We start from the raw sequence: 18606 nt of genomic DNA, 5'->3' as shown, positions 1-18606 counted from the left end.
AAGGGCGATTAACAAGGATGTGATTGCTCAGAAGATAAGTCATAGGGTTAAAAAGCTCTTTACCCTCGCACTTTTTGGGATCCTTTTGGGGATGTTATGGGCAAGCATGGTGAAATTATTAAAAGTATGTTGGAGATGATGTGTTTTAGTATGCTTTTAGGTATTAGTTCCGTATATGGATTTATGGGGATGACGGCAGAAATGGGATTGGCGATACTCGCTGGCTCTATTGGCTTGGCCTTTTCAAATATTGATAAGATTGCGAGGTTTAAGGGGGCAGGGTTTGAGGCGGAAATGTGCAAAAAAATTATGCACATACCTACTGGAGTGGTGCATAAAGTAACCAAAGGCGGCGTAACAGCCTGCGGGGTCGACACAAAAAATAATCCCGAGTGTTGGATTCCCTCATCAGAAGAGATTACGTGCAGTAGCGACGGCTGTAAAAACAATGAATAACTGTTTCTTTCCAGTCTACGAAGTAGCGGGGTCAGGTCTTGTGTTTTGCCTTCTCGGCAAACCAGGTCTGGATAAGCAAAACGCAAGACCTGACCCCGTTGCTCGTTGCCAAAAAGTCGTTTCAGCCGACCGCCAAACCGCTACACGGTCTGGCGGCGGCTGAACTCAATCGTTAGGCACCCTAATGGAGAAACCGTGAACTACAAAATAATTGTAATCTTAATTATAGGTTTTCTTTCTGGATGTGACCAGATTGCTTCACCGAAAGATTATGACGACTGCATTCTGAAAAATATGAAGGGTGTCGATAGTGACTTAGGTGCGTCAGAAATTCGAGGGTCATGTCGTAAAAAATTTCCTAAGGGGTCTGAGTATAGATTCAAAGAAAGGGATCTTGAACCAATCGAAATAATATCGCTAGACGGTAGGGCTGGCTTGAGATTTGGGAATAGGTACAGTGGGAATATTTATAATGGTAATAAAAATACCACGATAACTTCAGTAACGGTGAAGATAACCGCCAAAGTAGGCGAAAAAGAGTCATCGCGTGAATACAAAACAGATGTGAAAATACTCCCACTTACTACATCTGATTTTGGCTTTGATATTGTGGCCAGTGAAAAGGGCTCCGAATACTCTTGGAGCATCGTTGGTGGAAAGGGGTTTAAGTAAAATAATGCCTAACAAAGACAAGCGCTATCGCGCACTACGGGCGCTGGGCCTCGCTACGCTCGGCCGGTGTTGGCGGCGTTAGCCGTATGAACAGCGTGAGTAGCGGGGTCAGGTCTTGCGTTTTGCCTTTTCGGAAAATCAGGTCCAGATAAACAAAGCGCAAGATCCGGCCCTAAAGCCCACGGCGTGATAACCTTGGCGGGTTTCCTTCCCGCCGGATGGCAACGCTCCGGGAATCCAGTCGGTTACGGCCTTGGAGCGGAAGCTTCCTGTTAGCGCTCCTGGGGCGGGAATCCTACTTACCGTAACGTGAAAGGTTGGGGCCATGGACAATGAAATCTAAAGCATCTTCGGGGAAGCGATCATCCCTTGTCCGTGTGAACCGGCTCCTTCCTACCTTGCTGGTCGTGGTGGTGCTTTTCGTCGGGTTAGCCATTCTCGCTCCCGAGTCTGAACGACGATGGTTCGTCGGTTTCTACGCGCTGATGAGCGTGCTGAGCTTTTCACTTTATGGCTTGGATAAGCGGGCTTCGGTGCGTGGTGGTTGGCGCACGCCCGAGGCGCGGCTGCATCTGGTCGAGCTGCTGGGGGGCTGGCCCGGTGCTTTGTTGGCGCAGCGGGTGTTCCGCCACAAGACCCGCAAGACGTCGTTCCAGGTGGTGTTCTACCTGGCAGTGGCGGCCAATCTGGTGGCGCTGGGGTGGTTGCTCTTTGCGGACGTCGGGCCGGGCTGGCCGCTGCTTTCCGGGCTGGGGGAAGGCCTCCGGGACGGCCTTTAGCAAGGGGCGTGTTGAGTTGTCAGGTCCGGCCCCGGGCCGCGCGGCCAAGGCGTGCCGGTGGGGTTGGTGACATAGTCCGGGCTTGGTTGATGAACTGAGGGCGCTATGACGGCGAGCACATTGGCATTGTGGAGTTGCGGGCTGTTCTTTCTGGTCGGCCTGCTGACCGGGGTGTGGAAGTACGTTCAGATCAGGGGCAGTGACAAGGCCCGGGCGCATTACTATGTGGACATCGCCCACCGGGCAAGCCTGATGTACGCCTTCGCTTGTCTGGTGCTGGAGCGCTTCGCGGTGCTCAGTGTCTGGCCGGAGTGGGTTAACGTGCTGGCGGTGTTGGCGTCGGTGCTGTTTTTCGCGTTGGCGGTGGGCAGCTATATTCTGCACGGCGCGCTCAAGGACACGCGTAACCAGCTGCAGAAGCCGCACGCCTTCGGCGCCGGGTCTTTGCCGGCGTGGTTGATAAGCGGTTTCATGTGGGTGTTGGTGATCGCCGAGATCGGTGGTTTCCTGGTGCTGTTCGCGGGCTTCGCCGCCGCCCCCTGAGCCCGCTGGTTCGCTGCGGTCTCGGTGCGCCCTTCATCTATGTTCGCATTGGAAAAAAGGGGAAGGGGAATGCGCCCGAACTCAAAGGAAAAACTAGAAATCCTGAAGGTCGAAATGGGGCTGATACAGGGTACATTCGATAAGTATGATGATTTGATCTTCAGAAACAGGAACTGGTTCATAACCCTATGGGCGGGTGCAATTGGTCTGGCGTTTACTATTAAAGACCCGGGAATCATCTTTCTCTCGATACTTGCGGCGGTCCTGTACTGGGCCCTTGAGGGATTTATGAGGCATCAGTACTGGTATAAGTATGTTGTACGTTACCGTGCAATTCGGGAATGGCTCAATAGCTCCAAATCGGAAACCATATCCATCTATGATTTGACCAATCACTATGGCCAGAGGCCCGGAAGGCGAGAAAGAGTCAAGAATTCGTTCCTGAAACTGGAACCCTCGCTGTTAAGTGTAGTGATGATAGTGAGCGCGATTATTGCGTACACATTGGTGCCGATAAATGCCTGAAGGATTGTCAAAGGGTATGCTTTGGTCTTGGCACTTGGGTGACACACGTAATACTTATTACAGTTGGAACGTTACACCTGTAAAAGCGGCAATGTCTGATACGGCATGTCCCTTCCCTTACTCCATGGATGATCCCGCGACTTCATGCTCCTGACGGCCGACGTCGATGTTGGTGCGTATTTTGCTGGATATCGCAAACAAAAACGTAAGGAGCACAATAATGAAGGCAGCACGTTTTTATGACCGTGGCGATATCCGTATCGAGGACATACCGGAGCCCGTGGTGGAGCCCGGAACGGTCGGTATCGAGGTGGCATGGTGCGGTATTTGCGGTACGGATTTACATGAGTTCATGGAAGGGCCGATCTTTATTCCTCCGTGTGGGCATCCGCATCCGATCTCCAAGGAGTCGGCTCCCGTTACCATGGGGCATGAGTTTTCTGGTGTGGTGTATGCCGTGGGGGAGGGGGTGAGCGACATCGAAGTCGGTCAGCATGTGGTGGTGGAACCTTACATCGTGGCGGATGACGTGCCCACTGGGCCCGGCGATAAATATCATTTGTCCAAGAACATGAACTTCATCGGCCTGGGTGGTCGGGGTGGCGGCCTGTCCGAGAAAATCGCGGTTAAACGTCGTTGGGTGCACCCGATTTCAAACGACATTCCGCTGGACCAGGCTGCCTTGATCGAGCCCTTGTCTGTGGGTCATCACGCTTTCACCCGCAGTGGCGGCAAAGCTGGCGATGTGGCGCTGGTCGGTGGGGCGGGGCCTATCGGTTTACTGCTGTCAGCGATTTTGAAAGCCAAGGGGCTGAGCGTTATCGTCACGGAGCTCAGCGGCGCACGTAAGCAAAAAGCCGCCGAGTCCGGTGTCGCCGACCACATTCTGGATCCCTCCGAAGTGGATGTGGTCGAGGAAGTGATGAAGATCACCGATGGCAGGGGCGTGGATGTGGCGTTTGAATGCTCCAGCGTGAACAAAGTCCTGGATACCCTGGTGGCTGCGACTGCTTCCGCCGGCGTAGTGGTGATTGTGTCCATTTGGAGTCATCCGGCCACAGTCAATGTTCATAGTGTGGTGATGAAGGAGCTCGACGTGCGTGGGACCATTGCGTACTGCAATGACCACCAGGAAACGATCAGGCTGGTGGAGGAGGGCAAGATCAACCTGGAGCCGTTCATTACCCAGCGTATTCAATTGGATGATTTGGTTTCAAAGGGATTCGATACCCTGATTCATAACAATGAATCGGCGGTGAAAATCATTGTTCAGCCTCGAATCAGCTGAGAATGCGTGGCGATCTGGAAAGATCTCGCCTTTCCCTATCAATGCTGGACGTGCCCTGGCGAAAGGCCAGGGCTTCAAGCCTTGCTGACTACCGGCCCGCACAATAGATAGCCTTCCTTTCCTTCCCTCTTTTACTACTTCGCCGGACCCAGATGCACTTGGATACTCTGGCTGTTTCTGCTTGCAGGAACGCGGTAGGCTATCGGATTCGGAAAAAGAGATCCCTTGAGTCTCTTTCATTGTTTCGGATTATGTCTAAAAGGAAGGGGAAGATGAAAACAATGACTCTTGTAATCTCTCTGCAAGGTATGGGGCTGAATGAAATACAGGCCTTGAAAGTAAGAAATGCTATTGAGGCCCTAATAGAGTCGAATGATTCCGTGGAGGTTGTTGGCGCCGGCGTTAACCTGGACGGGGCTGAAATTGACCTGGAAATTGAAACGTCTGACGTGGAAGGTGCATCGTCGTTCATTGAAGAGCTGATGGCGAACGCTGATCTAGAAGGGCGTTATAAACTGGAAACCAAATAAAGACAGTCATGAGTTGTGAGAAGGAACTGATGGCTCGTTTCTTTTCTTGTTTATATGGTTTTAAGGAATAATTGTGATTGTGGTTTATGGAATAAAGGAAAGGCTTAATCCGATAAAGAGCCAGCTGTCGGATGTCATTCACGGTTGTATGCAATCTGTCCTGGGCATGCCGGAGGATAAGCGTGCGCATCGGTTTGTGCCCTTGGAGCGGGACGACTTCTATTATCCCGGAGGCCGAAGTGATGCCTACACCGTCATTGAGATCAATATGATGGCGGGCCGCAAGCCGGAGACCCAGAAGGCACTGATCAAGGCCATCTTTCGGGAACTGGAAAGCCAACTGGGGCTTCCTCCCGTGGATGTCGAGATCACTCTCAAGGAACAACAACCCTATCAGTGGGGCTTTCGAGGTATGACGGGCGACGAGGCAAAGGATCTTAAGTATAAAGTGAATGTGTAATGCCAAATTGTATTGCCTGGCCGAGCGTGCTGCCGGTGTTGGGAGAGTAAGTTCTGAGTAGGCAAAATCGATGATGGCGGATATTGCAGAGTTGCAGCGCGAAATTTATGAAGCGGTCCGTGCAGCAAAGATGCAGCTGGACGCGTCGCTGGGCGATGATCCGTTATTCGGGTTTGCTCTGGGCACTGACGATGACGTGCGTGGGGTCTATCACATTGCTGCCAGCGAGTCCTGGGTTGAATCAAATAAGGCGGACTATCCCGAAATTGGCTTCGTCTTCACTGACTGGGAGCAAGCGGGGGACGATGAGGCATTCAGTCCAATAAGCAATAGATTCCGCGAGTTGGCGGAGATGGAGTGCGCCAACTCACAGGGTTGGGGCGCGGCTCGGGACCAGAGGTTCGAGTTGCTTGTGCGGACACTGATTGACTGTCGAAAGGATGGCGTCTTTGCGGCGACCACACTGCTTGATGTGGGTAGTACCGATCCCTCCGAGCACATGGAGAGGCTTGAGATGCAGGCCATCGAGCGTCTTAATGCCCCAGCCGTGGCGGATCGGCTTGCGGAGGCGCTATGCCTGGAGGCCTACCGAACAGGCTCCTCCTGACTATTGCATGAACGGGGATAGAACTGCGCGTCGGGTTGTGCCTTTTCCCTGTTTACACGATGGTGAGAGTTATTGGCGTTAGTTCAGAGGCGGCTTATGCGAGGACTTACAGCTGTTTTTCTACTTCTTCCTGTATTGGCGATGGCAAAGGAAAGCACCTGCTATGGAACGACGTCAAAGGGGAGTCTCGCTGATGGCGTCCAGCTGCCATTGAAGGGTGGCAATTTTGAAAGCTACAGCGCCATGGCTCATTCCGCGGGACGAACCTATGTCCATTCTGGAGTAAGTGACATTGTGGTGTCCGCTTACAAGGACCTGGAGAAAGAGCAACCGGAGAAGGTCTACAAGTACGCGGAGACCGGATTCAAGGAGGGTGGCCGGTTTGAGCCTCATAAGACTCACATGAACGGACTTTCCGTTGATTTCATGGTTCCGGTGGTGGATTCCGAGGGGCAATCCGTTCATCTACCGACCAATCCGCTTAACCGGTTTGGTTATGACATCGAGTTTGATAGCAATAGCACCTACGACGGCTTGCGAATTGACTATGAGGCCATGGCCGCTCATATCGTGGCATTGCATCGGCAAGCGACGTCGCGGGGCTATGGGGTGTGGCGGGTTATCTTCGACCCGGAGCTGCAGCCCAACCTATATGAGACTCAGTACGCGGAGTACTTGCGTGGCAACATACAGTTTTCCACCAGGCGGTCCTGGGTGCGCCACGATGAGCATTACCATGTCGACTTTGATCTGCCCTGCGAACAGATGCGTTAAGACAGCCTTATGCCAGAGTATTCGGATATATACGTCATCTCCGATAAAAGAGATGAAAAGACAGTGGAAAGCTTTCTGAATGGCTTCCTCCCAGAAAGAGAAGAAAGCGCTGACGAATATGAAGTCCCACAGTTCTCAGCCTCCCCTGATATCGTATATTCGAAGGCAGAGGAGCTGGTGAGGTATTGCAGCTCAAACCGGAGTGCAGAACATGCCCTGTATTGGAGGGCTGTAAATCAGAGAAAGCCTGAGCATGGAATGGTGTTCTATCTCAAGGATGGCCACGTAATCTATGGCCTGTCTACTGATGCCAGTGATGATGCCTTTGCTCAAAAGCTGTTGATAAAGCTGAAAGAACACCTTGGTTCCGAGCTGGGTTACATCGGTCATGAAGCATCACCGGATGCTGGAGATTTGAAAGAGTTCATGCGGGTGATGGAGAGTCATCAGTCTTGGCAAGGCTCTTAACTCCCACAGTCCTGGTTCCACGGAAAAAAGTAAGACTTGATTTGAAGGGTACTTTGTACAGCTGCGTCAGGGTCTAATTGGGGGGCTTCGTGATTGTAGATATCACCTGTAAAACAGACCGCTTCAATCTGTCTGTTGTCGGATCAGATTTCATTAACGACTGCTGTTTTGGTGAGGACTTCTCAAGATGGCTCGTAGTGGCGCTATCTGAGGCTGGCGTTGATGCGGAGGTTATCTGTATGGAAGACTTTGGCTGGGCCAACCGGGCCGAGTACCAGGGTATTTCCTACCTCATGTGTGTGGCGGGTAACTCGGAGGAGGACTCAGGTCGTCTTAACTACGGCGAGTGGCATGTGATGCTTGAGCGGGACCGCACGTTGATGCAGAAGATCCTCGGCAAAAACAAGACTACTCCCCAGGATCCTATTGTTGGCAAAGTCATGGATGTCCTTCAGGCCGCCGGGTTCGTGGATGTCGAGGTTGAGCTCTAGCCAATCATTTACGAGTATGTGCGGGGCAGGCCTTGGTTTTGCCTTGCCAGATACCATTACCCAATACTCCATCGCAGGACCAGTCATGCCGTTAACAGTCAGCCGCACAATCCTTTTTGGAGACTGCGATCCCGGCGGGGTCGTCTACACACCCAGGGTCAGCCATTTCGTGGTTGAAGCCGGGCTGGAGTTCTTGTCGCACCTGCTTGAAGGTCCCGCGGCGCGGCGCATCTTCTCAATGGGTGTTCTTCCTCCCGCCCGGGCGCTGTCCATCGAGTTCTTGCATCCGATGACCTGGGATCAGAAGATCGACATAGAGGTGTCGATCAAGGAGATCGGCGCCCATTCTTTCTCGTTGCTGTTCGTCGCGCATAACGCCGAGAAGACCGAGACCTTCCGCGCCTCCCTGACGCAGGTCTGTGTATCGCCTGACACCATGCGCCCGGTTCTGCTGCCTGACGAGTTGCGAATGGCCTTGGAGCGGGACTTGATTGATAGGTAGGGAACCCAAGCGCTTTGCTTCGTGGATGGAGCGAATATGAATAAAAGCACCACCAGCCAGAATCCAGAACTGCTACGCCGCCTGCTGCGTGCCAAGGACCGGATGGATGCGGCCTCGAACGAGGATTGGCCTGTTTCCCGTCTGGCGAGTGTGAGTTGTGTCTCCGAGGCCCATTTTGCCAGATCCTTCAAGGAGGCCTTCGGCGTTCCGCCGCACCGTTACCTGCTGACCCGGCGTATTGAGCGTGCGACGGCGCTGTTGCGGGACACCGACCTGCCTATCACCGATATCGCCTTCCGCACTGGCTGGAGGAGTCTGGGGACGTTCGGGCGTACCTTTCGCGATATCACGGGTAAGAGCCCTGGGGAGGTTCGGGTTCAGGAGAGGGCTGCTCGGCGCGGGCTCGAGAGTGTGCCCGCCTGCGTCCTGGGAGCCGCCCACCGGCCCGATCTCAGAACCGCAGTTTTGGAGAAGCGGCGCCGTCTGGCTGACGGTACAAAAGGGGCCCAACCAAAGGAGGTCCTATGACTCAAGGCGTTCAGGTCGCCGGCATATACGTGCGAGACCAGGATGAGGCGCTCGCTTTCTATGTCGATAAGCTCGGATTTCAGGTCCACACGGATGTGCGCAATGGTGATTATCGCTGGCTCACCGTGCAGCACCCGGATCAGCTGTCGTTCCAGCTTGGGCTGCTCTTGCCGGGGCCGCCGGTACACGATGAGGCAACGGCGCAGGCGCTGCACGCCATGGTGGCCAAAGGCGCGATGCCGGCCCTGGTACTGGAGGTGGACGATTGCCGCGCCGCCTATGAGCGGATGCGTGCCCTGGGCGTGGAGTTCACGCAGGAGCCCGTGGACCGCTACGGCACCGTGGACGCCGGTTTTCGCGATCCGTCGGGCAATGGCTGGAAGATGATACAGACGCGGGGTTGAGGAGGGGCAAGCATGAGCATTTTACCAAATACTCCGCGAAGCTCTTCATTCAGTAGAAGGATCCGGCAATGCCATCGCTTGCTTTCCATCCTCTTCACGCTGACCGTCGTTGCCAACTTTGTCGCCATGGCGCGGGGTGAGCCGCCGGCCTGGATTACCTACTCCCCGTTACTCCCACTTGCCTTGATGTTGCTCACCGGGCTGTACCTGTTCGCGCTTCCTTATATTCATAAATGGCGCGAGCGCGGCAGTGAGGCGTGAATTTGTCCGGGTGCGACGTTGCACGGCTGTCCGTTGCCGGTAAGATCGTTCGGGACTACGTAATGTTGAGGTCCAGATGTTCATCGGTCATTTGCCGGCGGGTTATGTGTCAGCGAAGTTACTCTTCAGACGATTCGCGGATACGGGGGTGGCCACCACCGCTTTTGTTCTGGCGGGTATTCTGGGCGCCATCGCTCCGGACCTGGACATGTTTTACTTCTATCTGGTGGATAACCGGCAAAGCCATCATCACACCTATTGGCCGCACTATCCTATTCTGTGGATCTCGTTGCTTTTATTGGCTGGCCTGTGGTTCAAGCTGGCCCGCCAGAAAGCCGGAGCGGCCCTGGCGCTTATCTTTTTCATCAGCGGCTTTATCCATATGTTGCTGGACACTATAGTGGGCGATATCTGGTGGTTGGCGCCGTTTATCGACAAGCCCTATGCGCTTTTCACGGTCCCGGCTGTTTATCAGCCCTGGTGGCTGAACTTCGTTTTGCATTGGTCGTTCGCACTGGAAATCGCTATTGCTGTCTGGGCATTGCTTGTATGGCGCTCTGATTGGAAATAAAAAGGAAGGGTATGACCGGGATGTTGTGGAGCCATGAGTAAAAAGCTGCGTGTAGGTGATTATTTTGGTCTGGAACTCGCCGGAGGCAAGTTCATTGTCGGGCGGATAACGTTTGATCCGGAGCAGAGAAAGGCCAAGGAAGGAAATTACGGCAATTTCAACTTCGTTCAGGACTGCTACGTCATACAGGTCTACGAGGGGATATACAGCCGTATCGACTCGAGGGACCTGGCGCATCTGAAGGTGCTGATCCCAGGGCTCTACATTTTCAAGAGCTCGTTTTATAAGAAACTCTACAAGCCCGCTTGGCGGTACTTGGATCATCGGGAAGTCAATCCCAAGACGGTGGAATTTCCCATGGTTATCACCAATGCCGAGAGATTTTACTTCGAATACGGAGAAATCAGCATTCCCATAGAAAAAGGTATCGACATAAGGAAGACCGTCCATGCCACTAACTCTCAGGCAGTCGTCAACGCTCTGCACTACATGGGTCGGGATGACCTTGTCCGTAAGGACTACTTCATGCCAGCGAGCTTCTTGGAACGTTCGGATTTGAGGTTCTCCGAAGGTTCGGTTTTACATGATGTCGCCGCCATGGTCGGAGTGGACCTGGGGAAGGGCTATTATCAGCTGGCGCTGGAGCATGGCGCTGATCTTTCCAGGCTTTATGAATAGATCGCGAGTGGTGTCTTATGGATAAAGGCTATCTTTTCAAGTCGATTTGGCGAGGCTGGTTTGTCGGCATGACGGTCACCTTTGTGCCGTTTATTCTTCTGTGGACGTTTGTGAGGCTTGAAGCGTCCTTGCATACCGTGCTTATGGTTTTTATGGTTCCTGTGGTCGCGGCGTTACAAGGTGTTTTTGTGGGAGGGTTGGTCCTCTTGGGGCTGACTATCTGGCCGATGGAGCGTCCCGGTAAATAAGAGGGACAGGCCCGCCTTTTGCCGGCTGGCTATTTGATTGCTGTCTAAAGTGGGGTGTAAGGATTGAGCTATGATGGATAACCTCCATGAAGTGGATGGTGTGCCGATTCGGCCAAAACACAAGGCGACATGTCATTGTGGAGCGGTGGAGATTGAATTTGATCTCCCCGACGGGCTGGTTGAGGTGCGTAGGTGTGATTGCTCTCTATGTCGACGAAGGGGAGCGATAGTGGCCTCGGTGCCCCTGTCTGGTATCCGGATATTGAAAGGCGACGATGTTCTCAGGCTGTATCAGTTCAACACGATGACGGCGAAGCATTTCTTTTGCGGTCGTTGCGGGATTTATACTCACCATCAAAGACGCTCCAATCCTTCACAGTATGGTTTCAATGTCGCCTGTCTGGAAGGCATTAACCCGTTGAAGATAGAGGGCGTGCCAACCAATGACGGTGTCAATCACCCCGCGGACAGGAAAAAAATCTAGCTGTGCCGGTGTGTTCAGGCGCTATTACTGTAGGTCGTATCAAGGGTTGTATTGGCAAAGGTGAACCTGGATCTCTGAATGAACTTCGAAATCCGAGCGGAAGCCGCGTCCGACATTGCGGCCATCCATGATGTAACGGCGGCTGCGTTTCTGAATGCACCGCACACGGATCATACCGAGCAGTTCATCGTTGACGCCTTGCGAGAGGCGGGAGCTCTCACCGTATCGTTGGTGGCGGTGGAGATGGGCAGGGTGATCGGCCAGGTGTCGCTATCACCGGTTTCAATTTCGGATGGCGCTTCGGGGTGGTATGGGCTGGGGCCCATCTCGGTCAGCCCGGAGCGCCAGGGACGCGGTATTGGCAGTGCGCTTATGAAGGCGGCGTTGAATGCGCTGAAGGAGATTGATGCGGCGGGCTGTGTGCTCCTCGGGGATCCGGCTTACTACTCCCGTTTTGGCTTCAAGCCGGAGGCGGGCCTGATTCTGCCCGACGTTCCCGCTGAGTACTTTCAGGTGCTGCCATTGGGGCCATCGTTGCCGCGTGGGGTGGTTGACTATCATGCGGCTTTCAATGCCCAGGGCTAACCACTCAATAAAGGGGATTGATTCTCTGGTTCATGGTGTCTCCCGGGAATTGACAGAATGCCTGGGGGAGAGGGCTGCCGGGCCCTTCCTTTCTCCACTTTGCCCCACTCTCCAAATCGTCTTATCCTGAACCTCGCCTTGCCGCCGCTTCTTCCCTGAGGTGACGCTACAGCGGCTTCAACCTGATCCATCAGCTCCGTCACGGAGCCCCTGGGCCCGTCCGGACATCGGAGACGCACCATGAGCGACACTCTTCCCCCCGCCGACCGTCTGCGCTTCAAGCCGTACAAGGGCCCGGCCGCGGGTTGGGGCGCCCTGCGTGCCGTCACCGACCATTGGTTCGAGAGCAAGCAGCCGTTCAAGAACCTCTATGCCATGGTCAAGACCAACCAAAGCAACGGTTTCGATTGTCCGGGCTGCGCCTGGGGCGAATCCCCCGAAAGCGGCATGATCAAGTTCTGTGAGAACGGCGCCAAGGCGGTTAACTGGGAAGCCACCAGCCGTCGCGTGGATGCCGCCTTTTTCGAGAAATACAGCGTTACCGAATTGTTGCAACAGGATGACTACTGGCTGGAGTTCCAGGGCCGGATCACCGAGCCGATGGTGTATGACCGGCGGACCGACCACTACAAACCGATGGGTTGGGAGGACGCCTTCGCGTTGATCGCGCGCCATCTCAACGGTCTGGAAAGCCCCAACCAGGCCAGCTTCTATACCTCCGGGCGTGCCAGTAACGAGGCGGCCTATTTGTATCAGTTGTTCGTGCGTGCGTTTGGTACCAATAACTTCCCGGATTGCTCGAATATGTGCCACGAGGCCAGCGGCGTGGCCTTGATCGAAAGTATTGGTACCGGCAAGGGCACCGTCACCTTCGCTGATTTCGATAAAGCCGACGCGTTGTTCCTGTTTGGCCAGAACCCGGGCACCAATCATCCGCGTATGCTCGAGCCGATCCGCGATGCGGTGAAACGTGGTGCCCAGGTGGCGGTGTTCAACCCGCTGAAAGAGCGGGGGCTGGAGCGGTTCCAGGCGCCCCAGGATCCGCTGGAAATGCTGACTCAGACCTCTTCACCACTGAACACCGCGTACTTCCGCCCGGCTCTGGGCGGTGACATGGCGGCGGTGCGAGGCATGGTGAAGTGGTTGCTGCAGTGGGACCGGGAAGCCCTGGCCAGCGGCGGCGAAGCAGTGTTTGATCATGACTTCATTGCCCAACACACCGACGGCATGGAGCAATACCTGGCGATGGTGGACGCCACCAGCTGGGAGCAGATCGAGGCTCAATCGGGGATCAGCCGTGACATTCTGGAACAGGCCGCGCGCATTCATCGCGACAGTAAAAGGGTGATTATCTGCTGGGCCATGGGCATTACCCAGCACAAGCATTCAGTGGCCACCGTCCAGGAGATCGCCAATCTGCAATTGCTGCGTGGCCAGTTCGGCGAGGGCGCCGGACTGTGTCCGGTGCGCGGCCATTCCAATGTGCAAGGGGATCGTACCGTGGGCATTGCCGACGAGCCGCCAGCGGCCTTGCTCGACGCCCTGGAAAAACGGTTCGGTTTTACACCGCCGCGTGAGCCCGGATACAACGTGATCACCACGCTGCAGGCGATGGTGGCGGGCAAGATCAAGGTGTTTCTGGCGCTGGGTGGCAATTTCGCCCAGGCCACGCCGGACACGGCGCGCACGCATGAGGCGCTGGGGAGCTGCGAACTGACTGTTCAGATCAGTACCAAGCTGAACCGCAGCCATCTGATATGCGGCAACGAGGCGTTGATCCTGCCATGTCTTGGGCGCACCGACATTGATGAGCAAGCGGACGGCCCGCAGGGCGTCACCGTGGAGGACTCGTTCAGCATGGTGCACCTGTCCCATGGGCAGCTGCGGCCTTTGTCGAAGCAGATGCGGTCCGAGCCGGCGATCATAGCCGGGATCGCCGAAGCCACGCTGGGCAAAACACCGGTGGATTGGCGTGCCCTGGTGGAGAATTACGACCGTATTCGTGATCTGATCCAGGACACCATTCCCGGTTTTGACGACTTCAACGCGCGGCTCAAGACGCCGGGCGGCTTCTATCTGGGCAACCCCGTCCGCGACCGCCAATGGCACACGGAATCCGGCCGTGCCCAATTGGTCAGCCATGCATTACCGGCCACTCTGGTGGATGCGGAGACGCTGGCTTCTGGCGCCAAACCGGATCTGGTGCTGCAAACGCTACGCTCCCATGACCAGTACAACACCACCATTTACGGCCTGCATGACCGTTACCGGGGCGTGCACGGCGGCCGCAAGGTGGTGTTCGTCAATCGTGCCGATCTCGAACGTCTGGGATTCCAGCATGGCGACAAGGTCGATGTTGTTTCTCTATGGCGTGACGGCGAGGAACGGCGGGTCAGCGATTTCACGCTGCTGGAGTACGATGTCCCCGCCGGCCAGGCCGCCGCTTATTACCCGGAAACCAATCCGCTGGTGCCCATGGACAGCTATGGCGACGGCAGCTTTACACCCACCTCCAAGCTGATCGCCATCCGCTTGGAGAAAAGCAGCGCCCCGGCGCGGATCGCCTAGAAGGCGACTCGAGGGGCAGGTATCACAGGAAATTAGCAGGAGAGGAGTATGACGGGAAAGGTGTTGCCAATTGAGGGTAGTTGTCGATGTGGCCAGGTCAGGGTGCGCATCGAAGCTCAGCCATTGCTTACCATGGCCTGCCACTGTACCGGGTGTCAGAAGATGAGTGCCGGTGCCTACTCGTTAAGTGCCGCCATCCCCAGCCCGGGTTTCTCGGTGATAAAAGGCGAGCCGGTGATTGGGGGGTTGCACGGCGCATCCCGTCATTATTTTTGTCCGCATTGCATGAGCTGGATGTTTACCCGGCCCGAGGGGATCGAAGAGTTTGTGAATATCCGCCCGGGGATACTTGATCAACCTGTTTGGAGTCAGCCTTTCATTGAGACTTTTACCAGCGAAAAGCTGCCTTGGGTGTCGACACCAGCCAAACACAGCTATGAGCAGTTTCCGCCTTTTGAAGCTTATGAAAAGCTGATCAGGGAATATGCTGAACAAAGCTGAGTAAGAAAGGGGGCTTTTCCGTCTACCGCCGCGCCTTCCGTTTTCTCCACCAGATCATCACTCCGGTGACGCTGAGCACCACAACCACCAGACCGAGTAACGTAACCACTATCCGATAGGGCAGCCCGCCCAGAGCGGCGATGTGCAGTGTCGTCAGCCAGGTGGTGAGGGTGTCGCCCGAGGCTTCACCGGTTGGCAGGTAGTAGCCGATGAGCGCGCCGGTGGTGGCGTCCACGTAGACCCAGGTTTCGCCAAAGCGCTGATTGACGTCGCTGCCGGTGCGGGCCATGAGTTTGAGTGCGTTTTTGTGTGGGTAATAGGCGAAGCGTTCCACCGCCTTGACGGAAAAGCCCTGGTTTGACGCCAACGTTTCTAACCTTTGCTTCGCGATTTGGAAACCCTGCTCCCAGCCGATGTGTGGATGGCGGGATGGGGATTCCTGTGCGGGTACATCCGCCAGCGGGTCTTCCTGGAAAGCCAGGAACATCTCGGTGGTGGGGCGATAGACCTCCGCATAGAGGTTCATGGCCACGCTGCTCCAGGCGAACACCAGCAGCAGAGCCCAGGGCCACAGGCCGCCGGCACGATGGAGATCGAAGTGGCGTTTGTGGCCGCCGGCGCGCCAGCGAATTTTCCAGGCCCGGGCCCAGCGCTTCCAGAAACGGCGAGGGCGCGGTGGGCCGTTACGGCTTTGCCGGGGCGGGAAGGTGAGCCAGGCACCGATGAAGCAGTCCAGGATCCACAACAGACTGACAATGCCGAAAGCCCAGGTGCCGAGGGTGCCCAGCGCCAGTGAGTGATGCAGGCGATGGACGAACGGCATCAGGTTGGTGGTGCCCTCGGTGATGTCACCCCACAGGCGGCCTCCCAGTATGTCGCCGCTGTATGGGTCGACGAACACTTCGTCCATGGGGAGAGCGGCCGCACCGGGCTCCGGGGCGATGAAGAAGCGTACCGGGCTGTGGGCATCCGGTGGCGCCAGCATCATCCAGTTTACCGTTGCGCTGGGAAAGGCGGCATCGACCTTCTCCCGTAGGACGAAAGGCGAGAGCGGTTCGCTATGCGCGTGCGGCGGTTCGACACGGAGCAGGTCCGGGTTGATCAGGGCGTCGAGTTCGTAATACCACACCAATAGCGCGCCGGTCAGGCCGGCGATGATCAGGAAGCCCGCCATCACCAGCCCGACGTAGCGGTGCAGGACAACGAACCGCTGCCGCATTTTCATTGAATAAGGCCCATTAGAACAGGTACTTCACGCGCGCCAGGTAAGTACGGCCCTCTTCGCGGATCACGCCGTCGAACGAGCCGGGGGAGAAGATCTCCTCGTCGGTGACGTTGTTGAATAGTAGGTCCAGTTGCAGGGCGTCGGTGACGGCGTAGTAGGCGCCCAGGTCCACGCGGGTGTAGGCGGGCAGTGTGACGCTGTTGTCCGCGTTGGCGGGGCGTTCGTCCACGTAGGCGACAGTGCCGCCCAGGCTCAGGCCGGTGACGGCGTTGAGGTAGTAGCGGCTTTGCAGGGCGGCGGTGTGCAGGGGCACGTTGACGAAGCGGTTGCCTTCCAGGGTGGCGTCGTCGGTGCGCAGCACTTCGGTGTCGGTGTAGCCGTAGCCGGCGCTCAGGTAGAGGTTGCTGGTGGCGTAGCCGTCCACGGTGAGCTCGGCGCCCTGGGAGCGGGCGTGGCCCTGGGCCACCAGGAAGCCGGCGTTGAGCGGGTCGCTGATGGGCATGTTGTCTTTTTCGATGATGAAGCCGGCTGCGTTGATGTTGAGGCGGCCGGCGTTGACGCGCACGCCCACTTCGTATTGCACGCTTTCTTCCGCGTCCAGGGGTTGGCGGCCAGAGGTGGTGCCTTGCTGTGGCACGAAGGCTTCGTTGCGGCTGGTGTAGAGCGAGGTGCTGTCAGTGAGGTCGTAGACCAGGCCGAGCTGGGTGGTCCAGGCGGTTTCACCGAGCTCGGCGCGGGTGACGGCGTTGCTGTTCATGAAGTCGGTGGTTTTCTGGGATTGCTCCGCGTCGGTGTAGCGCAGACCGGTGAGCAGGTGCCATTTCTCGGCGAAGGAAATGCGGTCCTGGACGAAGCCGGCGAGGATGCGGTCGGTCTGGGTGAAGCCGCGGTCGCGGGCTTTGGTGCTCAGGTCCATGGGGCCATGGACCGGTTCGTACAGGTCGATGGGGTCGATCAGGAACACCTGGGTGGGGCGGGTGCTGTCGGATTCCCGGTAGTTCACGCCAGCGATAAAGCGGTGGGTCATGCCGGCCAGGGTGGCTTCGCCGCTCAGGTCGAGGATCACCTCGTGGTCGGTTTGCTTGGCGTCGTCGCTGGCGAAGATGATGCGGTCGAGGGTGCGGAAGTCCGCGCCCAGGCCGAACGGGGAGTATTCCTTCCAGTTGGCGCTGTTGCGAGTGTAGGCGTAGCTCAGGCGGGCGTCGATGGTGTCGGTGATGGCCTGAACGAGCCGGGTGTTCAGATAAATGGAATCCCGCTCGGTGGTGGCGTCTTTCCAGGCGATGTTGAAGTCGTCGCTGTAGTCGCCGTTGGGGTTGGGCTCGATGGCGCCTTCCGCCGGGGCGCCGCCGGGCAGGGCGGTCCATTCGTTGGCGGAGTAGCTGCCTTCCACGGTCAGGTTGGTGGTGTCGGTGAGGTCCACGGTGACGTTGGGCGCCACGAACAGGCGCTCGTAGCCCCAGTAGTCCATGGAGGCGTGGCTGTCCTGGTGGGCCAGGTTGAGACGGGCCCGCACCCGGTCGTTGAGCGGGCCGGTCACGTCCAGGGTAGTGCGGTGGTAGTCGTAGCTGCCGTATTCCGCTGTGGCTTCCGCCTGGTAGTAAGACAGCGGTTGTTTGGTCACCACGTTGATGGTGCCGCCCGGCTCCATTTGGCCGTAGAGGACCGAGGCCGGCCCCTTCAGTACTTCCAGGCGCTCCACGTTGGCGAGGTCGGTGGGGTGGTCGGTCTGCCGGAAGCCCAGGCCGTTGACGGATTGCTCGGCGTTGAAGCCGCGGATCAGGAAGTCATCGGCGAACATATCCCGGCCTGATCCCGAGCGGTTGGCGCTGGGGGTAAGGCGGATGACTTCGCCCACGGTCTGGGCCCCCGCCAGCTCGAAGTTTTCCCGGTTGTAAACGTTCACGCTCTGCGGGATGGCCGCCACGGTGTCGTTTCTCTGGCGGCCGTAGACGGACACCGCTTCCAGCGTATTTTCTTGCTGGGGGATTCTTTCCAGTTTGTAGCCGCTGGCACCGCGAGTCACGGTGACGCCGCTGCCGGCCAGCAGCGCATGCAACGCCTCTTCCGGAGTGTACTCACCACTGAGCGCGGGAGCCTGTTTGCCCTGAAGCAGGGAGGCGTCGCCGCCGATGGACAGGCCGGTCTGGCGCGCCAGCTCGATGATCGCCTGATCCATTGGCTGGGCGGGCAAATGGATGGAGAGCGACGGTTGGGCCCGCGCGGTGCCTGGATGAGTGAGCAGCAAGGGGGCCAGCAAGCCGAGCAGCAGCAGCGCCTTGGGGGATGTCGTTCCGGTCTTCAGGATCATTATTGGCTCCAGCGTTATTTTCGCGGTGTCTTTACTGATAAAGACAAAGCAGGAAGCCAATCGGGCAGTGCAAACAGCTATTCTTTTTATGGCCGCCGTCCATGGCGGCCACCCTTCGGACCGTCGCTGAGGCGACGTTAAGAGTCG

Annotated in this window: 25 protein-coding genes; 23 read left to right on the top strand and 2 right to left on the bottom strand. The window is 56.7% G+C overall.

What is annotated here, in order from left to right:
* The first annotated feature begins 96 nt into the window (after positions 1-96).
* The 23 genes from MA04_RS12620 (at position 97) to MA04_RS12510 (ending at position 14923) form a co-directional block, all read left to right on the top strand.
* On the top strand, positions 97-456 hold the full coding sequence (locus tag MA04_RS12620) for a hypothetical protein (protein ID WP_262460782.1): 360 nt from the start codon (positions 97-99) through the stop codon (positions 454-456).
* Positions 457-651: 195 nt separating this feature from the next.
* The gene (locus MA04_RS12615) at positions 652-1128 is read left to right on the top strand and encodes a hypothetical protein (protein WP_262460781.1); all 477 of its coding nucleotides are present in this window, start codon (positions 652-654) and stop codon (positions 1126-1128) included.
* 332 nt (positions 1129-1460) lie between these two features.
* A complete protein-coding gene (locus tag MA04_RS12610) occupies positions 1461-1907 on the top strand; it encodes a DUF1294 domain-containing protein (protein ID WP_262460780.1) in 447 nt (148 codons plus the stop codon).
* Positions 1908-2012: 105 nt separating this feature from the next.
* Positions 2013-2450: a membrane protein gene (locus MA04_RS12605; protein WP_022997020.1), complete on the top strand. Its 438-nt coding sequence runs from the start codon at positions 2013-2015 to the stop codon at positions 2448-2450.
* 39 nt (positions 2451-2489) lie between these two features.
* On the top strand, positions 2490-2975 hold the full coding sequence (locus tag MA04_RS12600) for a hypothetical protein (protein ID WP_262460779.1): 486 nt from the start codon (positions 2490-2492) through the stop codon (positions 2973-2975).
* Between the two features lie 220 nt (positions 2976-3195).
* Positions 3196-4263 carry a 2,3-butanediol dehydrogenase gene (locus MA04_RS12595; protein WP_262460778.1) on the top strand — a complete coding sequence of 356 codons (1068 nt, stop codon included), beginning with the start codon at positions 3196-3198 and terminating at the stop codon, positions 4261-4263.
* A 272-nt stretch (positions 4264-4535) separates the two neighbouring features.
* On the top strand, positions 4536-4793 hold the full coding sequence (locus tag MA04_RS12590) for a hypothetical protein (RefSeq protein ID WP_262460777.1): 258 nt from the start codon (positions 4536-4538) through the stop codon (positions 4791-4793).
* Positions 4794-4866: 73 nt separating this feature from the next.
* The gene (locus MA04_RS12585) at positions 4867-5253 is read left to right on the top strand and encodes a tautomerase family protein (protein ID WP_163127006.1); all 387 of its coding nucleotides are present in this window, start codon (positions 4867-4869) and stop codon (positions 5251-5253) included.
* A gap of 70 nt (positions 5254-5323) precedes the next feature.
* Positions 5324-5860 carry a DUF4303 domain-containing protein gene (locus MA04_RS12580; protein ID WP_262460776.1) on the top strand — a complete coding sequence of 179 codons (537 nt, stop codon included), beginning with the start codon at positions 5324-5326 and terminating at the stop codon, positions 5858-5860.
* 96 nt (positions 5861-5956) lie between these two features.
* On the top strand, positions 5957-6634 hold the full coding sequence (locus MA04_RS12575) for a penicillin-insensitive murein endopeptidase (protein WP_316252603.1): 678 nt from the start codon (positions 5957-5959) through the stop codon (positions 6632-6634).
* 9 nt (positions 6635-6643) lie between these two features.
* Entirely contained in the window at positions 6644-7102 is a 459-nt protein-coding gene (locus MA04_RS12570) for a hypothetical protein (RefSeq protein ID WP_262460775.1), read from the top strand.
* Positions 7103-7191: 89 nt separating this feature from the next.
* Positions 7192-7593: a hypothetical protein gene (locus tag MA04_RS12565; RefSeq protein WP_262460774.1), complete on the top strand. Its 402-nt coding sequence runs from the start codon at positions 7192-7194 to the stop codon at positions 7591-7593.
* Positions 7594-7678: 85 nt separating this feature from the next.
* The gene (locus MA04_RS12560; protein WP_262460772.1) at positions 7679-8095 is read left to right on the top strand and encodes an acyl-CoA thioesterase; all 417 of its coding nucleotides are present in this window, start codon (positions 7679-7681) and stop codon (positions 8093-8095) included.
* A gap of 36 nt (positions 8096-8131) precedes the next feature.
* Entirely contained in the window at positions 8132-8623 is a 492-nt protein-coding gene (locus MA04_RS12555) for a helix-turn-helix domain-containing protein (RefSeq protein ID WP_262460770.1), read from the top strand.
* Positions 8620-9027, top strand: a complete 408-nt coding sequence (locus MA04_RS12550; protein ID WP_262460769.1) for a VOC family protein — start codon at positions 8620-8622, stop codon at positions 9025-9027. The genes MA04_RS12555 and MA04_RS12550 overlap by 4 nt, the downstream gene beginning before the upstream one ends.
* Positions 9028-9039: 12 nt before the next feature.
* The gene (locus MA04_RS12545; protein ID WP_262460768.1) at positions 9040-9288 is read left to right on the top strand and encodes a hypothetical protein; all 249 of its coding nucleotides are present in this window, start codon (positions 9040-9042) and stop codon (positions 9286-9288) included.
* A gap of 76 nt (positions 9289-9364) precedes the next feature.
* Complete coding sequence (locus MA04_RS12540) at positions 9365-9859, top strand: metal-dependent hydrolase (RefSeq protein ID WP_262460767.1); 495 nt, start codon at positions 9365-9367, stop codon at positions 9857-9859.
* Between the two features lie 33 nt (positions 9860-9892).
* The gene (locus tag MA04_RS12535; protein WP_022997011.1) at positions 9893-10537 is read left to right on the top strand and encodes an Imm26 family immunity protein; all 645 of its coding nucleotides are present in this window, start codon (positions 9893-9895) and stop codon (positions 10535-10537) included.
* A gap of 17 nt (positions 10538-10554) precedes the next feature.
* Positions 10555-10785, top strand: a complete 231-nt coding sequence (locus MA04_RS12530; RefSeq protein WP_022997010.1) for a hypothetical protein — start codon at positions 10555-10557, stop codon at positions 10783-10785.
* 70 nt (positions 10786-10855) lie between these two features.
* Entirely contained in the window at positions 10856-11269 is a 414-nt protein-coding gene (locus MA04_RS12525; RefSeq protein ID WP_081586811.1) for a GFA family protein, read from the top strand.
* A 78-nt stretch (positions 11270-11347) separates the two neighbouring features.
* Positions 11348-11854, top strand: coding sequence for a GNAT family N-acetyltransferase (locus tag MA04_RS12520; RefSeq protein ID WP_262460764.1), 507 nt, complete (start codon positions 11348-11350; stop codon positions 11852-11854).
* A 240-nt stretch (positions 11855-12094) separates the two neighbouring features.
* On the top strand, positions 12095-14422 hold the full coding sequence (locus MA04_RS12515) for an FdhF/YdeP family oxidoreductase (protein ID WP_262460763.1): 2328 nt from the start codon (positions 12095-12097) through the stop codon (positions 14420-14422).
* Positions 14423-14470: 48 nt separating this feature from the next.
* Positions 14471-14923, top strand: coding sequence for a GFA family protein (locus MA04_RS12510; protein WP_262460762.1), 453 nt, complete (start codon positions 14471-14473; stop codon positions 14921-14923).
* A gap of 22 nt (positions 14924-14945) precedes the next feature.
* On the opposite strand, the gene MA04_RS12505 is transcribed toward MA04_RS12510, so the two are convergent.
* Both MA04_RS12505 and MA04_RS12500 read right to left on the bottom strand, forming a co-directional pair.
* Complete coding sequence (locus MA04_RS12505) at positions 14946-16148, bottom strand: PepSY-associated TM helix domain-containing protein (protein ID WP_262460760.1); 1203 nt, start codon at positions 16146-16148, stop codon at positions 14946-14948.
* 13 nt (positions 16149-16161) lie between these two features.
* Complete coding sequence (locus tag MA04_RS12500) at positions 16162-18459, bottom strand: TonB-dependent siderophore receptor (RefSeq protein WP_262460759.1); 2298 nt, start codon at positions 18457-18459, stop codon at positions 16162-16164.
* Positions 18460-18606: the final 147 nt, after the last annotated feature.

The sequence above is a fragment of the Alloalcanivorax balearicus MACL04 genome (genome assembly GCF_025532145.1).
GTDB lineage: Bacteria > Pseudomonadota > Gammaproteobacteria > Pseudomonadales > Alcanivoracaceae > Alloalcanivorax > Alloalcanivorax balearicus.
The sequence above is the reverse complement of the archived record's forward strand: the minus strand, read 5'-3'. Positions and strand labels throughout refer to the sequence as shown.

Excerpts from the sequence above, each read along its gene's own strand:
- MA04_RS12620 (WP_262460782.1), top strand. The coding sequence starts at position 97 with ATGGGCAAGCATGGTGAAATTATTAAAAGTATGTTGGAGATGATGTGT.
- MA04_RS12610 (WP_262460780.1), top strand. The coding sequence starts at position 1,461 with ATGAAATCTAAAGCATCTTCGGGGAAGCGATCATCCCTTGTCCGTGTG.
- MA04_RS12605 (WP_022997020.1), top strand. The coding sequence starts at position 2,013 with ATGACGGCGAGCACATTGGCATTGTGGAGTTGCGGGCTGTTCTTTCTG.
- MA04_RS12600 (WP_262460779.1), top strand. The coding sequence starts at position 2,490 with ATGTTCGCATTGGAAAAAAGGGGAAGGGGAATGCGCCCGAACTCAAAG.
- MA04_RS12595 (WP_262460778.1), top strand. The coding sequence starts at position 3,196 with ATGAAGGCAGCACGTTTTTATGACCGTGGCGATATCCGTATCGAGGAC.
- MA04_RS12590 (WP_262460777.1), top strand. The coding sequence starts at position 4,536 with ATGAAAACAATGACTCTTGTAATCTCTCTGCAAGGTATGGGGCTGAAT.
- MA04_RS12580 (WP_262460776.1), top strand. The coding sequence starts at position 5,324 with ATGATGGCGGATATTGCAGAGTTGCAGCGCGAAATTTATGAAGCGGTC.
- MA04_RS12575 (WP_316252603.1), top strand. The coding sequence starts at position 5,957 with ATGCGAGGACTTACAGCTGTTTTTCTACTTCTTCCTGTATTGGCGATG.
- MA04_RS12570 (WP_262460775.1), top strand. The coding sequence starts at position 6,644 with ATGCCAGAGTATTCGGATATATACGTCATCTCCGATAAAAGAGATGAA.
- MA04_RS12560 (WP_262460772.1), top strand. The coding sequence starts at position 7,679 with ATGCCGTTAACAGTCAGCCGCACAATCCTTTTTGGAGACTGCGATCCC.
- MA04_RS12555 (WP_262460770.1), top strand. The coding sequence starts at position 8,132 with ATGAATAAAAGCACCACCAGCCAGAATCCAGAACTGCTACGCCGCCTG.
- MA04_RS12550 (WP_262460769.1), top strand. The coding sequence starts at position 8,620 with ATGACTCAAGGCGTTCAGGTCGCCGGCATATACGTGCGAGACCAGGAT.
- MA04_RS12545 (WP_262460768.1), top strand. The coding sequence starts at position 9,040 with ATGAGCATTTTACCAAATACTCCGCGAAGCTCTTCATTCAGTAGAAGG.
- MA04_RS12540 (WP_262460767.1), top strand. The coding sequence starts at position 9,365 with ATGTTCATCGGTCATTTGCCGGCGGGTTATGTGTCAGCGAAGTTACTC.
- MA04_RS12535 (WP_022997011.1), top strand. The coding sequence starts at position 9,893 with ATGAGTAAAAAGCTGCGTGTAGGTGATTATTTTGGTCTGGAACTCGCC.
- MA04_RS12530 (WP_022997010.1), top strand. The coding sequence starts at position 10,555 with ATGGATAAAGGCTATCTTTTCAAGTCGATTTGGCGAGGCTGGTTTGTC.
- MA04_RS12525 (WP_081586811.1), top strand. The coding sequence starts at position 10,856 with ATGATGGATAACCTCCATGAAGTGGATGGTGTGCCGATTCGGCCAAAA.
- MA04_RS12520 (WP_262460764.1), top strand. The coding sequence starts at position 11,348 with ATGAACTTCGAAATCCGAGCGGAAGCCGCGTCCGACATTGCGGCCATC.
- MA04_RS12515 (WP_262460763.1), top strand. The coding sequence starts at position 12,095 with ATGAGCGACACTCTTCCCCCCGCCGACCGTCTGCGCTTCAAGCCGTAC.
- MA04_RS12510 (WP_262460762.1), top strand. The coding sequence starts at position 14,471 with ATGACGGGAAAGGTGTTGCCAATTGAGGGTAGTTGTCGATGTGGCCAG.
- MA04_RS12505 (WP_262460760.1), bottom strand. The coding sequence starts at position 16,148 with ATGAAAATGCGGCAGCGGTTCGTTGTCCTGCACCGCTACGTCGGGCTG.
- MA04_RS12500 (WP_262460759.1), bottom strand. The coding sequence starts at position 18,459 with ATGATCCTGAAGACCGGAACGACATCCCCCAAGGCGCTGCTGCTGCTC.